This is a genomic window from Bacteroides caecimuris, from assembly GCF_001688725.2.
Lineage (GTDB): Bacteria > Bacteroidota > Bacteroidia > Bacteroidales > Bacteroidaceae > Bacteroides > Bacteroides caecimuris.
In genome coordinates this window covers 1-15,289 of record NZ_CP015401.2, presented here as the reverse complement: position 1 = coordinate 15,289, position 15,289 = coordinate 1, and the positions used below count along the sequence as shown (strand labels likewise).

Annotated in this window: 12 protein-coding genes; all 12 read left to right on the top strand. The window is 42.6% G+C overall.

The features are described 5' to 3' along the window. Nucleotides 1–4: 4 nt before the first annotated feature. The 12 genes from A4V03_RS00060 to A4V03_RS00005 all read left to right on the top strand — a co-directional run bounded on the left by A4V03_RS00060 (nucleotide 5) and on the right by A4V03_RS00005 (nucleotide 15,083). Nucleotides 5–1,966 carry an NPCBM/NEW2 domain-containing protein gene (locus A4V03_RS00060; RefSeq protein ID WP_369882205.1) on the top strand — a complete coding sequence of 654 codons (1,962 nt, stop codon included), beginning with the start codon at nucleotides 5–7 and terminating at the stop codon, nucleotides 1,964–1,966. Between the two features lie 8 nt (nucleotides 1,967–1,974). After that, complete coding sequence (locus A4V03_RS00055) at nucleotides 1,975–3,156, top strand: DUF4855 domain-containing protein (RefSeq protein ID WP_065537465.1); 1,182 nt, start codon at nucleotides 1,975–1,977, stop codon at nucleotides 3,154–3,156. 27 nt (nucleotides 3,157–3,183) lie between these two features. Next, nucleotides 3,184–5,382, top strand: coding sequence for an alpha-N-acetylglucosaminidase (locus A4V03_RS00050; RefSeq protein ID WP_065537464.1), 2,199 nt, complete (start codon nucleotides 3,184–3,186; stop codon nucleotides 5,380–5,382). Nucleotides 5,383–5,525: 143 nt separating this feature from the next. Then, complete coding sequence (locus tag A4V03_RS00045) at nucleotides 5,526–6,842, top strand: sugar MFS transporter (protein ID WP_065537463.1); 1,317 nt, start codon at nucleotides 5,526–5,528, stop codon at nucleotides 6,840–6,842. Nucleotides 6,843–6,873: 31 nt separating this feature from the next. After that, entirely contained in the window at nucleotides 6,874–8,061 is a 1,188-nt protein-coding gene (gene nagA, locus A4V03_RS00040; RefSeq protein WP_065537462.1) for an N-acetylglucosamine-6-phosphate deacetylase, read from the top strand. Then, nucleotides 8,042–8,827: a glucosamine-6-phosphate deaminase gene (locus A4V03_RS00035; RefSeq protein ID WP_065537461.1), complete on the top strand. Its 786-nt coding sequence runs from the start codon at nucleotides 8,042–8,044 to the stop codon at nucleotides 8,825–8,827. Before nagA ends, A4V03_RS00035 begins: the two co-directional genes overlap by 20 nt. 6 nt (nucleotides 8,828–8,833) lie before the next feature. Beyond that, entirely contained in the window at nucleotides 8,834–9,838 is a 1,005-nt protein-coding gene (locus A4V03_RS00030) for a Gfo/Idh/MocA family protein (RefSeq protein ID WP_065537460.1), read from the top strand. Nucleotides 9,839–9,847: 9 nt separating this feature from the next. Then, the gene (locus tag A4V03_RS00025; RefSeq protein WP_065537459.1) at nucleotides 9,848–11,254 is read left to right on the top strand and encodes a putative oxidoreductase C-terminal domain-containing protein; all 1,407 of its coding nucleotides are present in this window, start codon (nucleotides 9,848–9,850) and stop codon (nucleotides 11,252–11,254) included. Nucleotides 11,255–11,309: 55 nt separating this feature from the next. Continuing rightward, nucleotides 11,310–12,080: an FAD:protein FMN transferase gene (locus A4V03_RS00020; RefSeq protein ID WP_065537458.1), complete on the top strand. Its 771-nt coding sequence runs from the start codon at nucleotides 11,310–11,312 to the stop codon at nucleotides 12,078–12,080. Nucleotides 12,081–12,083: 3 nt separating this feature from the next. After that, nucleotides 12,084–13,409 carry a Gfo/Idh/MocA family protein gene (locus A4V03_RS00015; RefSeq protein ID WP_065537457.1) on the top strand — a complete coding sequence of 442 codons (1,326 nt, stop codon included), beginning with the start codon at nucleotides 12,084–12,086 and terminating at the stop codon, nucleotides 13,407–13,409. A 3-nt stretch (nucleotides 13,410–13,412) separates the two neighbouring features. Beyond that, nucleotides 13,413–13,652: a hypothetical protein gene (locus tag A4V03_RS21490; protein ID WP_065537456.1), complete on the top strand. Its 240-nt coding sequence runs from the start codon at nucleotides 13,413–13,415 to the stop codon at nucleotides 13,650–13,652. A gap of 87 nt (nucleotides 13,653–13,739) precedes the next feature. Beyond that, entirely contained in the window at nucleotides 13,740–15,083 is a 1,344-nt protein-coding gene (locus A4V03_RS00005) for a Gfo/Idh/MocA family protein (RefSeq protein WP_065537455.1), read from the top strand. The last annotated feature ends 206 nt before the right edge of the window (nucleotides 15,084–15,289 follow it).

Genomic DNA, 15,289 nt, shown 5'->3' with positions numbered 1-15,289 from the left:
GATAATGTTATTGGTTATACTAACGATTAGTTGGAAATGCCAGGCAGAAGAAGTAAAAGAAATTTGGCTGGACGAGTTAGGCGAAAGTTCTTATTACATACAGGATTGGGGACTCCCCCGAATCAACAAAGCAGTCACTATGACGCCATTGACTGTGAAAGGCATCGTCTATGAACGCGGCATAGGAACTCATGCAATCAGCCGTATGCTCTTTGATATCGGAAAAAAAGCCAAGACGCTTTCCGGATTAGCAGGTGCAGATGACAATACCCCATTTGCTTGTAATCTTCAGTTCAAGATATTAGGAGATCGGAAAGAACTATGGAGAAGCGGAATTATGAGAAAAGGAGATCCTGCCAAACCTTTCAATATCGATTTATCAGGAATAGACAAAGTTTTATTATTGGTAGAGGAATGCGGAGATGGAATGATGTACGACCGCGCTGATTGGCTGAATGTCAAATTCACAACTCTCGGTGACGTACAGCCCATTCCTGTATGGCCCAAGCCCATTGCCAAAGAAAAATACATATTGACTCCACAAAGTCCGGACGCTCCACAAATCAATAACCCCCTGACTTATGGCGCTCGTCCCGGCAATCCTTTTCTCATGCCAATTATGGTTAGCGGCAAACGACCTATGACCTATAAAGCCAAAGGACTTCCGAAAGGATTAAAGTTAAACCGGAAAACAGGACTCATCACCGGAAGCACGAATACAAATGGAAACTTTAAGGTCCGCCTACAAGCGACAAATGAGAAAGGAACAGATGAAAAGGAGATCACACTGAAAATAGGTAGCGAGATTATGCTTACTCCTCCTATGGGCTGGAATAGCTGGAACTGCTGGCGATTTGCAGCTGATGACCAAAAGGTACGTGATGCCGCCCGAATCATGCACGAAAAGCTTCAGGCTTACGGATGGACTTATGTGAACATAGATGATGGATGGGAAGCCGATGAACGTACACCCGAAGGTGAACTCCTGGCTAACGAAAAATTTCCGGACTTTAAGACACTTACTGACTACATTCACTCGTTAGGGCTGAAATTCGGAATCTACTCTTCACCGGGCTGGACGACCTGTGGCAAGCATATAGGTAGCTACCAGCACGAATTGACAGATGCAAAAACTTGGGAGAAGTGGGGAGTGGACTATTTGAAATACGATTATTGCGGTTATGCTGCCATTGAGAAGGACTCGGAAGAGAAAACGATTCAAGAACCATTTATCGTCATGCGCAACGCTTTAGATCAGATAAAACGGGATATCGTATATTGTGTCGGATACGGAGCTCCCAATGTATGGAACTGGGGAGCGGAAGCCGGAGGTAATTTGTGGCGAACAACCCGTGATATCAACGACCAATGGAATATTGTAATGGCAATCAGGTGTTTCCAGGATGTTTGCGCACATGTATCAGCACCTGGAAAATATAACGATCCGGATATGTTGGTAGTAGGCAAATTAGAACCGGGATGGGGTGCCAAATCCCACGATTCGGACTTAACCGCTGACGAACAATATGCACATATCTCCCTATGGTCCATCCTTTCCGTCCCATTATTGCTTGGTTGTGACATGACTGCCATAGACGATTTCACGTTAGGTCTTCTGACCAATCCGGAAGTGATTGCAGTCAATCAGGACCCACTGGTAGCCCCTGCTACTAAGCTCACAGTTCCCAACGGGCAAATATGGTATAAAAAGTTATACGATGGTTCCTATGCACTCGGCTTCTTCCAGATGGATCCCTACTTCATTTTATGGGATCAGGATAAAGCAGTAAATATCCAGCAACAAAAATATAACTTTAACTTTGCCCTTAATCAGTTGGGCATCCAAGGTAAAGTCAAAATCAGAGACTTATGGAGACAAAAAGACTTAGGAATATTCAGTGGTAGTTATGAAACTTCCATCCCCTATCACGGTGTCTCCCTAATCAAAATAACACCTATAAAATAAAAGCAAATATGAAACGTATTCTATTTATTCTCTTTCTCTGTTGTATAGGTAGTGGTCTTGCTGCTTGCCAAGACGAAGACCACACGGTCCCTACCCTCCCATCCGAGAATGATCCGGAAATAAACGATCCAGTCGTAGAATTCTATGATTGGGAAAAGAACCGCACCGAGTTACTGACATCTACAGATATGGTGTTACTTTATGGCGGAGGACATCATCGCACTCCCTATACATGGGATAAAGAACGTGTAAGTTCTTATATCAGATATGTAGATACCGACAATCAATCCCACTGGCTATTCGACAGCTTCCTCTTTTTGGAAATTATGGACACAGGTACAGGAGGCGCTAATAAAATGTTCGCCAAAGGGTACAATCTGGAATCAGCCAATCAAGCAGACTGGATGAAACTTATAGACTATTACTTCCAATCTGAAACAGGAATCGGAGCATTAGATGCATCAGTCAAAGAGGCCTCTGCCATTTTGGGAACCCCACGGCAGAAACGTCAGATTGTGATCAGTATACCAGAGCCCATTGTCTACCAACACCCGGAACAAGCATCCTCATCAACTAAGTATTGGGGGAAAATTGATAACCAGACGCTTAACTTTTCCAACTCTGCCGACCGAATTAAAGCCTGCAAATGGTATATCGATCAGGTACGTGCCAAGTTCAATGAAAAGAACTATCAACATGTAGAATTAGCGGGATTTTATTGGCTTGCCGAGAAAGCGACCGACACCCGTGACATTTTAAATGCGGTTGCCATCTACCTGAATAAACTAAAATATAGTTTCAACTGGATCCCCTATTATGGAGCAGATGGATATAATCAGTGGAAATCACTAGGATTTAATTATGCTTATTTCCAGCCTAATTATTTCTTCAACGAATCCGTCCCCGATTCTCGTCTGGAAGATGCCTGCCAGAAAGCACTCACGTATGATATGCACATGGAACTGGAATTTGATGACAATGCTCTGAATAGCAGAGGAAAGGCTTATCGTTTGAAGAACTATATGAGTGCATTCAAGAAACATGGCATATGGGAGAAAAAACGCCTTGCCTATTATCAGGGAAGTGCATCCCTACTTACACTAAAAAAATCAGGGAACGCAGCCGATACCCAACTCTATCATGAGTTCTGTAATTTTGTCATCAGCCGCCCCATCCGGAGTTCACATTAGTATAAACAGTTTAATCATCGCCATTCTATGAATCATAAATACCTATACTTACTCCTGCTATTTTTGATAGTCGGTTGCCAACGCAATGTAGAAACAGGCCCTCCTGTATTAAAAGAAATGTGCCAAAGATTATTTCCCCGGCATGCCCAGTCGTTTCTATTCGAGTTACTGACAGATTCTATTGATACAGACCGTTTTATACTGGAATCGAGTCAAGGGAAAATACGGATAAAAGGAAACAATCGTAACTCATTGGCTGCCGGTTTGAATCATTATCTGAAAAACTACTGTCATACCCATGTTTCCTGGTATGCCTCAGAGACAGTGGAAATGCCTGATGTACTACCGGAGATACCTCAGCCAGTATATATCCGTTCCAAATGTGACAATCGTTTTTTTCTCAACTATTGTACATTCGGTTATACTATGCCCTATTGGAAATGGCAGGACTGGGAACGACTGATAGACTGGATGGCATTAAACGGAGTCACCATGCCTCTTGCCATTACCGGACAAGAATCCATTTGGTACAAAGTATGGACAGACATGGGTTTGAGCGACGAACAGGTTCGCTCATACTTTACAGGGCCAGCCCATCTTCCCTGGCATCGGATGTCCAATGTCGATTACTGGCAAAGTCCACTACCTCAATCCTGGCTAAAGGATCAGGAGGAATTACAAAAACGTATTCTCGAAAGAGAACGTGAGTTTGATATGACTCCTGTATTACCAGCATTTGCCGGTCATGTACCAGCCGAATTAAAAACAATTTATCCGAATGCAAAAATCTATCAGATGAGTCAGTGGGGTGGCTTCGATGAAAAATACCGCAGTCATTTTATCGATCCGATGGACTCATTATACTCAATCATTCAGCGCCGTTTTCTGGAGGAACAAACCAAAGTATATGGTACTGACCATATTTATGGAATCGATCCTTTCAATGAAGTCGACTCTCCTGACTGGAGCGAGGATTTTTTAGCCAATGTCTCAAGCAAGATTTACGAGTCGATTCATCAGGTAGACTCAGCAGCCCAATGGTTACAAATGACCTGGATGTTCTTCTATGACAAAAAGAAATGGACTCAACCCCGTATCCGTTCCTTTCTAAAAGCAGTACCAGATAACAAACTGATATTACTCGATTACTATTGCGATCATACAGAAATCTGGCGAAATACTGAAAAATATTACGGGAATCCCTATATTTGGTGTTATCTGGGTAATTTTGGCGGCAATACAATGATAGCAGGCAATCTGAATGATATTGATTTCAAGATTAAACGGCTCTTCAAGGAAGGAGGAGACAATGTCTATGGCTTGGGAGCAACTCTTGAAGGCTTTGATGTAAACCCTCTTATGTACGAATTTGTTTTTGACCAGGCATGGGATTATCCTGTCACTACCGACCAATGGATAACCAACTGGTCCATGTGCAGAGGAGGAAATCAGGATGCCAATATCATCAAAGCGTGGAGAGCCTTGCATCAGAAAATTTATACCGAACATGCCACATGCGGCCAATCGGTATTAATGAACGCACGCCCCAGACTAACGGGAACTAAAAGTTGGAATACAAACCCCGGCATACATTACGCAAATAACGACTTATGGCAAATATGGAAAGAGCTACTAAAAGCCCGGAACATCAACAATAGTGATTTTCGCTTTGACGTAATCAATATCGGAAGACAAGTATTAGGAAACTTGTTCTCCGAATATAGAGATCAGTTTACCGCTTGCTATAACCGGAAAGATACAACAGGCATGAGAGAATGGAGTACCCGTATGGACAACCTCTTGCTTGACGTAGACCGCCTCCTTTCCTGTGACGCGACTCTATCCATCGGGAAATGGTTACAAGACGCCAGAAACTGTGGTGCAACCGTGTCGGAAAAGGATTACTATGAAGAAAATGCACGCTGTATCCTGACCGTATGGGGGCAACAGGACACCCAACTGAATGACTATGCCAATCGAGGCTGGGGCGGACTTACCCGAAGCTTCTACCGGGAACGTTGGAAACGTTTCACAGACGGAGTCATCGCTGCCGTTTCGGAAGATAAACCTTTTGACGAAGACAAATTCCACCAGGACATTACGCAATTTGAATACAACTGGACACTACAGAAAGACTCTTTCCCTATTGTTTCAGAGGAAGACCCGATTCAAATAGCAGACAGTCTTATCTTAAAATACGATACGTACTTTACCAAAGCACAATAATGAAGGCGGACATTCGACAAACAGGCGCTTCAAAAGATACGTTTTTTGAATGTAGCTTTTCGTTTTTCACAGAGAAGAAAGGAATCGAATGTCCTACCTTTGTTTTATCAATTATATAAATACATACTATAAAAGACCAATTTATGGGAAACAATCAACCTTCGGCAAGAAAAAAAACTTATTATATATCTCTGGCTATTCTGGCCGGTATGTTCTTTATATTCGGATTCGTATCATGGGTCAATTCCATACTGATTCCATACTTCCGTATTTCTTGCGAGCTTACCCATTTTGAATCCTATTTTGTAGCCTTTGCTTTCTATATAGCATACTTTGTCATGGCCATTCCTTCGGGCATTCTATTGAAGAAAGCAGGATTTAAAAAAGGAATCATGTATGGCTTTATGCTGACTGCTTTGGGAGCCTTTATCTTTGTCCCGGCAGCTCTGGCACGGCAATTTGAAATATTTCTCATCGGCTTGTTTTCTATTGGCACCGGCCTGGCTATTTTGCAGACAGCTGCCAATCCTTATGTCACCATTATCGGTCCGATAGATAGTGCAGCACGACGTATCAGCATCATGGGAATCTGCAATAAAGTGGCAGGAATTATCTCCCCGCTCATATTCGCTGCCCTTATTCTGAAAGCAAACGACAGTGAACTCTTTGCATTAATTGAATCCGGTGCACTGGACGAAGCAACAAAGAACGCCATGCTCAATGAATTGATACAACGTGTCATTATCCCATACATTATTCTGGGCATCATCTTACTGCTGACAGGTATCGGTATCCGCTACTCCGTATTACCGGAAATAAATACTGACGAGCAGAATGCCACTGATGAACAGGACAATAAACATACTGACAAAAAAAGCATTCTCGACTTTCCATACCTCATATTAGGTGCATTGGCCATTTTCTTTCATGTAGGTACACAGGTTATAGCCATTGACACTATAATCAATTACGCCAACTCTATGGGGATGGATTTACTGGAAGCAAAAGTATTCCCTTCTTACACACTGGGATGCACAATGATAGGATATATACTTGGTATCATCCTTATCCCTAAATACATTTCCCAGAAAAATGCACTGATAGGGTGTACATTACTAGGTTTGGCTCTCTCATTCGGAGTGGTATGGGCAGACTTCGATATGACATTATTCGGTCATCAAGCCAATGCTTCCATCTTCTTTCTGAATGCTTTAGGTTTTCCCAACGCTCTGATCTATGCAGGAATATGGCCTCTTTCCATTCATGGGTTAGGCAAATTCACCAAAACCGGTTCCTCTCTGCTGATTATGGGATTATGTGGCAATGCCATCTTACCTTTGGTATATGGTCACTTTGCCGACCAGTACAGTTTGCGTATCGGTTACTGGGTACTTATTCCTTGCTTTATCTATCTGGTATTCTTTGCCATCAAAGGGCATAAAATCAACTCCTGGAGATAAGACTGAACGTAAGACATTAAAAATTAAAAAAATGGAAAGACTGATTATTATCAATGGGGAACTAATACTCCCTACCGGCATCGAAACCAATAAAATAATGGTTTGCCGGAATGGTAAGATAGAACAGATTGTATCATCCGAAGCATATATTCCTCAAGCTGACGACCGGATCATAGATGCCAACCAACAATATGTCTCCCCAGGATTTATCGATATACATGTTCACGGTGGCGGAGGTCATGACTTTATGGATGGAACCGTAGAGGCCTTTCTGGGAGTAGCCGAAACTCATGCCAGATATGGAACAACAGCCATGGTACCTACAACACTGACCAGCACAAACGAAGAGCTAATGACGACCTTTGCCGTTTATCAAAAAGCCAAAAGTCTTAATAAAAAAGGTGCCCAATTTATCGGGTTGCATCTGGAAGGGCCCTACTTCTCGCCTAAGCAGTGTGGAGCCCAAGACCCCAATCATTTGAAAACGCCTCATCCGGACGAATATAACACAATACTGGAAGCTTCACAAGATATTGTACGGTGGAGTATTGCTCCGGAACTGGCAGGAGCAATTGAACTGGGGGAAAAGCTCAATAGCTGTCACATCCTCCCATCCATCGCACATACCGATGCCATTTATGAAGAAGTGGTAAAAGCATACGAAGCAGGGTATACTCATATCACTCATTTATATTCAGCGATGTCAACCATCACCCGTAGAAATGCCTATCGCTATGCAGGTGTGGTAGAGGCAGCTTATCTGATTGATGGTATGACAGTAGAAATCATTGCGGACGGCATTCATCTGCCCAAACCTTTACTACAATTCGTATATAAGTTCAAGGGGACCGATAAAACAGCACTTTGCACAGATGCCATGCGAGGTGCGGGAATGCCGGACGGTGAATCCATATTAGGCAGCCTGACCAACGGTCAGAAAGTTATTATTGAAGACGGAGTAGCCAAGCTTCCCGACCGTTCGGCATTCGCTGGAAGCGTAGCTACCGCCGATCGTTTGGTAAGAACCATGATAAGTATAGCCGGCATACCCCTAATCGATGCTATCCGAATGATAACCCTTACCCCCGCCCGCATTCTGCATGTGGATTCCCAAAAGGGTTCTTTGGAGGAAGGTAAAGATGCCGACATCGTCATCTTCGACAATCAAATTAACGTAACAACAACTATATCAAAAGGCCATGTTATCTACAATCAATGAAACATACCTGTTTCAACAAGAACTATTAACAGTCAAAATGTTCCCTTCTATCCAACAGATGGGGAAATGTGCTGCGACAGAAGTTACTAACAAAATATGCGAACTTCTCAAAGAGAAAGCTGAAATCAATATGATTTTTGCCGCAGCTCCTTCACAAAATGAATTCTTAAGTCATCTTATTCACAGTAAACAGATTGACTGGAGCAGAATCAACGCTTTCCACATGGATGAATACATCGGCATTCATCCGGAAGCCCCACAAAGTTTCGGAAATTTTCTCCGTCAGCGTATCTTCGACAAAGTCCCGTTCAAGACTGTAAACTATCTGAACGGACAAGCAAAAAACCTTGAAGAAGAATGCAAACGTTATTCCGAATTGCTGCTTCGTCATCCTGTCGATATTGTCTGTCTGGGAATTGGAGAAAACGGTCATATTGCATTCAATGATCCGGATGTAGCCAATTTCAACGACTCCCATTTAGTTAAAGTAGTAGAACTCGACCCGATATGTCGGCAGCAACAAGTGAATGAAAAATGCTTTGAAGCATTCGACCTTGTTCCTGCTAAAGCACTGACTCTTACCATTCCAGCCTTATTAAAAGCGGACTGGATGTTCTGCATTGTGCCTTTTAAAAATAAAGCCAATGCAGTATACAACACTCTTTATGGAGAAATTTCCGAAAAATGTCCGGCCAGTATATTACGCAAAAAAGAAAATTCTTGTTTATATTTGGATCCTGAAAGTGCAGAACGAATAAACTTATAAATACATATGAAAAATATCTTATTTATCCTCCTTACTTTCTTGTCTGTCAGCTTCAGACTATATGCGCAGGATGTAATTAAAATAGGAATTATCGGGCTCGATACTTCCCATTCTACAGCTTTCACCGAGCTACTGAACGGAGACTCTGACGATAAGTTTGTCAAAGAGTTCGAAGTCGTAGCAGCTTACCCTTATGGTTCAAAGACTATCCAGTCCAGTTACGAACGAATTCCCGGATATATAGAAGAGGTCAAGAAACACGGTGTGGAGATTACATCTTCCATTGCGGAATTGCTTGACAAGGTAGATTGCGTCATGCTTGAAACAAACGACGGTAGAATCCACCTCGAACAAGCAATGGAAGTATTCAAATCCGGAAAAATAAGCTATATCGACAAGCCTATTGGAGCGACATTGGGACAAGCTATTGCCATTTACGAAATGGCGGAGAAATACAATGTGCCTATCTTTTCTTCTTCTGCACTCAGATATTCTCCACAGAATCAAAAGCTGAGAAACGGAGAGTTCGGCAAAATTCTGGGAACTGACTGTTATTCTCCTCACAAGGTAGAACCGACTCACCCCGACTTCGGTTTTTATGGCATTCACGGAGTAGAAACGCTTTATACTCTTATGGGAACCGGTTGCGAGTCAGTCAACCGTATGTCTTCCCAAGATGCTGATGTAGTGGTAGGCCGTTGGAAAGACGGGCGGATAGGTACTTTCAGGGGAATCAAAGAAGGTCCGGCCATTTATGGCGGTACAGCTTATACCCCCAAAGGTGCAATAGCAGCAGGAGGATATGAAGGTTACAAAGTTTTGCTCGATCAAATACTCACTTTTTTCAAGACCGGAGTAGCTCCGATTTCGAAAGAAGAAACAATTGAGATATTCACTTTTATGAAAGCTTCCAATATGAGCAAAGAACAGAACGGCAAAATCGTTACCATGGAGGAGGCATACCGAAAAGGGCTGAAAGATGCACAGAAGCTAATTAAAACCTATAAATAAAAATAGCACATGAGGTACACATACAGACACATCGGGATCCTGACCATCTCATTAATAGTTGCTTCCTGCTCTTTTTCCCCAAAGCAGGCAAACAACAATCATGACAAAGATATGAATCCGAACGTAAAAATAGTGGTCCTCGACCCAGGACATTTTCATGCCAGTCTGTTGCAAAAGAATCCGCTGGCCTCAGTGAACGACACAATTCGGGTATATGCTCCCGAAGGAGCGGAAGTCAAACAATATCTGAACGATATAAATAGCTATAATCAACGGGCGGAGAATCCCACATCCTGGAAAGAAGAAATATATATTGGGGGCGATTATCTTTCCAGGATGCTTTCCGACCGTCAAGGAGATGTAGTCGTGCTTGCCGGAAACAACCAGAAAAAAACAAACTATATTCTGGAAGCTATCAAAGCAGGATACAATGTGCTTTCCGACAAGCCTTTGGCCATTAACAAGAAGGATTTCGACTTACTGATTCAAGCATATCAATTGGCAAAGGAAAGGAAATTACTCCTTTACGACTTGATGACTGAACGATATGACATCCTGAATATCATCGAAAAATCATTACTGAACAATCCGGATCTTTTTGGTGAATTGCAAAAAGGGTCTTTGAATGATCCGTCAGTTTCTATGGAAAGTGTTCATCATTTCTTTAAGAATGTATCAGGCAAGCCACTGATTCGTCCGGTATGGTATTATGACACAGAGCAACAAGGAGAAGGTATTGCAGATGTAACCACTCATCTTATCGATCTGGTCAACTGGCAATGTTTCCCCAACGAAACCATCCGTTATCAGTCGGATGTAGAAGTATTGAAAGCCAGACATTGGCCTACCCGCATTACATTACCTGAATTTTCGCAATCGACGCAGGCTGACACCTTCCCCGCCTTCTTGAACAAATATATCAATAATAATGTGCTGGAGGTTTTAGCGAATGGTAGCCTAAATTACACAGTAAAGGGGATTCATATAGGTATGAAGGTTATCTGGAATTACACTCCTCCAAGTGATGGCGGCGACACTTTTACCTCCCTTAAGAAAGGAAGTAAGGCTACATTGAAAACAATTCAGGACAAAGAAAGTGGTTTTGTGAAACAGCTCTACATCCAAAAAGCCGCAGAGTCTGATCACTCTGAATTTGAGAGCCAGTTGCAAAAGGCAATCAAACAACTGCAAGCGACCTATCCGTTCCTATCCGTCAAAAAAATGAATGAAGGACTTTATCTGATTGATATTCCACAGGCGGACAGACTGGGACATGAAGCTCACTTCAGTAAAGTAGCAGAAGCATTCCTTGGCTATTTGCATGATAAAAATATGCCGGAATGGGAAAACGAGAATACAATATCTAAATATTATATTACCACTACAGCTGTAGAGCTGGCAAAGAAAGAGAAATAAGAAAGGCCGCAGACACGTGTTAAGAAGTGAAATAAAATATTATGCAGATGAATCCATGTTTCATGGATTCATTCCTCATGTTATGGGGACACGTCTTGATATCCTGATGATTCACTCCAACCTTCCCCTCCTAAACATGCTTTGGGCACATATTACCGACGAGTTAGAAAAGTTGGATAAGATGTTGAATCGATTTGATGCCACAAGTGAAGTATCAAAGCTAAACAGCCATACACAACAAGATTCAGTTTCTGTCAGTGCGGAATTGGAAGATATCCTACGGTCATGCCAATATTATTATGAAAAGACTCTTCATCTTTTCGACATCACATTAAACGATTTCTCACAAATACAAATTCACGGCAATCACCATATCTCTTTTAGCAACTTTTCCGTAACACTTGATTTTGGAGGTTTCGCGAAGGGATACGCCTTAAAAAAGATTCAAGAAATCCTCTTGCGGGGAAATATAGAGAATGCTTTCGTCGATTTTGGCAACAGTTCGATTATGGGAATAGGACACCATCCTTATGGAGACTGCTGGAAAGTCAGTTTGCAGAATCCTTACACTCAACAAACTCTTGACGAATTCTGCCTTACTGACAATACGTTGTCCACTTCCGGGAATACGGAACAGTACACCGGACATATTATAAATCCGCTTACAGGAATCTACAACGAACAAAAAAAAGTTACGAGTATCTTATCAGACAATCCGCTGGATGCAGAAATACTCAGTACAGTCTGGATGATTGCCGACGACCAACAACGGGAACAGATCAACGAGAACTTCAAACATATAAAAGGAACTATATATACTCTATAAAATATGAGAAACAAAATAGAAAAAGGAGTCGATTTGAATCTCAGACAATTCATCAAAAGTCTGGGATATATCGCAGGAGGAACAGCACTGCTGGCAAGCACACCCTGGCTGTCTTCCTGCACACCCGAAAAGCTTAAAGAAATCCGCAACGAGAAAGCCCGGATCGCTTTAATCGGTACTGGTTCCAGGGGACAGTATCATATCCACAATCTAAAAGAGATTCCCCATGCCCGGATTGTTGCCGTTTGTGACAATTATGCTCCTAACCTCCAACAAGCAGTAGAGTTATGTCCGGGTGCCAAAGCATACACAGACTACCGGAAGCTTTTGGAATCGGCAGATATTGACGGCGTAATTATCTCTACTCCGTTGAACTGGCATGCCCCCATCGTACTGGATGCCATGGCAGCCGGTAAACACGTATTCTGTGAAAAAGCCATGGCACGGACTTTAGACGAATGCAAAGCTATTTATGATGCCTATCAAACGACCAATCAGGTTCTCTACTTCTGCATGCAGCGTATGTATGACGAGAAGTATATCAAAGGAATGCAAATGATTCATTCCGGACTCATCGGAGATGTGGTAGGAATGCGCTGCCATTGGTTCAGAAATGCAGACTGGCGCCGTCCCGTTCCCTCACCGGAACTGGAACATCAAATCAATTGGCGATTGTACAAAGAAAGCTCAGGCGGATTAATGACCGAACTGGCCTGTCACCAACTGGAAGTATGCAACTGGGCAGCTAAAAGAATGCCGGTAAGCATCATCGGTATGGGTGACATTGTCTACTGGAAAGACGGTCGCGAAGTATACGATAGCGTAAATGTGACTTACCGATACTCCGACGGAACCAAGATTGCCTACGAATCGTTGATTTCCAATAAATTCAACGGTATGGAAGACCAGATCCTCGGGCACAAAGGTACTATGGAAATGGCAAAAGGTATCTATTATCTGGAAGAGGACCATTCAACATCGGGCATCCGGCAACTTATCGGACAGGTTAAGGATAAAGTATTCGCTGCTATCCCGACAGCCGGACCCAGCTGGAGACCGGAAACAAAAATGGAATACACGCCACATTTTGTTATTGAAGGAGACATTAACATCAACAACGGGCTGAGCATGATCGGAGCCGACAAAGATGGTTCCGATATCATTCTCTCTTCTTTCTGCCAATCATGTATCACTGGAGAAAAAGCACAAAATGTGGTAGAAGAAGCCTATTGCTCCACCGTACTTTGCCTGCTTGGCAATCAAGCAATGGAGGAAGAGCGCCATATCCTTTTCCCCGACGAATATAAAATACCATATATGAAATTTTAAATTATGAAAGATATCATCATCACCTTCAAAAAAATTAAAAGGGAAAGAAACATTTATCTGATATGCTTTCTTCTCTCTTTTGCAATCAATATTATTGCAATTCTTGTCTATACACGTCCGTGGATTGAAATATTCACTCAACTGGGGTATGTGCTCGTTATCAGTTTTTTCATCTATTTCATACTATGGATTCCGCGTATACTCGTTATCGGGTTACGTCATCTCCTTCGAAAAAAGAAGTAACAGCTTTACGTTTTTTGAAGATTGATTGACGGAAAAGAAGTCTGATATCAGTTAATAACGGCTTAACTTTGAGGAAAAATAAACACTATGACAACAAGAAGAGATTTTATCAAAAAAACAGTTGCAGGCACGGCCGCCCTTTCCTTGGGAAGCATTATTCCCGGCTTCGGTTCAAATAGTTATCAGGAAATCCTGGGTGCGAACGAAAAAATACGAATCGGAGTCATTGGTGTAAACTCCAGAGGTAATGCCTTGGCACAAGGATTTGCCAAGATGAAAGGTTGTGAAGTTACTTACCTTTGTGATGTTGATTCAAGAGCACTTGAAAGATGTCAGGCAGATATTCATAAAATAAGCGGACGCACTCCCAAAGGAGAAAAAGATATCCGCAAAATGCTGGAATCGGACGATTTTGAGGCGGTAGTCATTGCCACGCCTGACCACTGGCATGCCAAAGCAGCCATTATGGCTATGCAAGCAGGAAAGCATGTTTATCTGGAAAAACCGACCAGCCACAATCCGGCAGAGAATGAAATGTTAGTCAGGGCGACGCTTAAATATAACCGGATTGTCCAAGTCGGCAACCAGCGTCGTTCGTGGCCGAACGTTATCAAAGCAATAGAAGAGATTAAGTCTGGAACAATCGGGAAAGTAAGATATGCCAAGTCCTGGTATGTCAACAACCGTCCTTCCATAGGCACAGGAAAAGTGGTTCCTATACCCGACTATCTGGACTGGGATTTATGGCAAGGTCCTGCACCACGGGTGCCCAATTTTAAAGACAATTATATTCATTATAACTGGCACTGGTTCTGGAACTGGGGTACCGGTGAAGCATTGAATAACGGAACTCATTTCGTTGATATCCTCCGTTGGGGGCTGGGCGTTGATTATCCGACAAAGGTAGATTCTGTAGGAGGACGTTATCGCTTTCAGGACGACCAGCAAACTCCTGATACACAACTAATTACTTTCCAGTTCGGCGACGAAGCATGCTGCTCCTGGGAAGGACGTAGTTGCAACAGCACACCGGTAGACGGATACGGAGTAGGTACCGCTTTCTACGGAGAAACAGGCACCCTTTTCATCAGTGGAGGCAATGAGTACAAAATAACAGACTTACAAGGGAAAGTAATCAAAGATGTAAAAAGTAACTTGAAGTTTGAAACTGGTAATTTGCTAAATCCATCGGAAAAGCTGGATGCTTATCACTTCGAAAACTGGTTTGACGCCATCCGCAAAGGTGGTAAGCTGAATTCTGGCATTGTAGATGCTTGCATCAGTACTCAGTTAGTACAGTTAGGCAATATCGCACAGCGTGTAGGTCATTCTTTAGATATTGATCCGGGAAGCGGACGTATTCTGAACGATCTGGAAGCTAACAAGCTCTGGGGCAGAGAATACGAAAAAGGTTGGGAAATACGGGTATAACCCCGCCCCCTCTTCCTCGTTTTTTCATTAGGTTATAGTTTTGTTGGAGGGTATGTCAATAGTAACTAAACTCCTCTCCTTCGGGAAGGAGGAGAATTTTGTTACTATTGACTCTGACACACGCTCCTTCTTTGTATCATAAAGCGAACAGAGTTTATGTTATTATATTTCACCACATAAGTACATCCGTGGCAGAGATACTGCAA

What these genes read in the sequence shown, in the direction of transcription:
- A4V03_RS00035 (WP_065537461.1), top strand. Translation starts at nt 8,042, where the DNA reads ATGTTATCTACAATCAATGAAACATACCTGTTTCAACAAGAACTATTA.
- A4V03_RS00060 (WP_369882205.1), top strand. Translation starts at nt 5, where the DNA reads ATGTTATTGGTTATACTAACGATTAGTTGGAAATGCCAGGCAGAAGAA.
- A4V03_RS00005 (WP_065537455.1), top strand. Translation starts at nt 13,740, where the DNA reads ATGACAACAAGAAGAGATTTTATCAAAAAAACAGTTGCAGGCACGGCC.
- A4V03_RS21490 (WP_065537456.1), top strand. Translation starts at nt 13,413, where the DNA reads ATGAAAGATATCATCATCACCTTCAAAAAAATTAAAAGGGAAAGAAAC.
- A4V03_RS00030 (WP_065537460.1), top strand. Translation starts at nt 8,834, where the DNA reads ATGAAAAATATCTTATTTATCCTCCTTACTTTCTTGTCTGTCAGCTTC.
- A4V03_RS00015 (WP_065537457.1), top strand. Translation starts at nt 12,084, where the DNA reads ATGAGAAACAAAATAGAAAAAGGAGTCGATTTGAATCTCAGACAATTC.
- A4V03_RS00055 (WP_065537465.1), top strand. Translation starts at nt 1,975, where the DNA reads ATGAAACGTATTCTATTTATTCTCTTTCTCTGTTGTATAGGTAGTGGT.
- A4V03_RS00025 (WP_065537459.1), top strand. Translation starts at nt 9,848, where the DNA reads ATGAGGTACACATACAGACACATCGGGATCCTGACCATCTCATTAATA.
- nagA (WP_065537462.1), top strand. Translation starts at nt 6,874, where the DNA reads ATGGAAAGACTGATTATTATCAATGGGGAACTAATACTCCCTACCGGC.
- A4V03_RS00045 (WP_065537463.1), top strand. Translation starts at nt 5,526, where the DNA reads ATGGGAAACAATCAACCTTCGGCAAGAAAAAAAACTTATTATATATCT.
- A4V03_RS00050 (WP_065537464.1), top strand. Translation starts at nt 3,184, where the DNA reads ATGAATCATAAATACCTATACTTACTCCTGCTATTTTTGATAGTCGGT.
- A4V03_RS00020 (WP_065537458.1), top strand. Translation starts at nt 11,310, where the DNA reads ATGTTTCATGGATTCATTCCTCATGTTATGGGGACACGTCTTGATATC.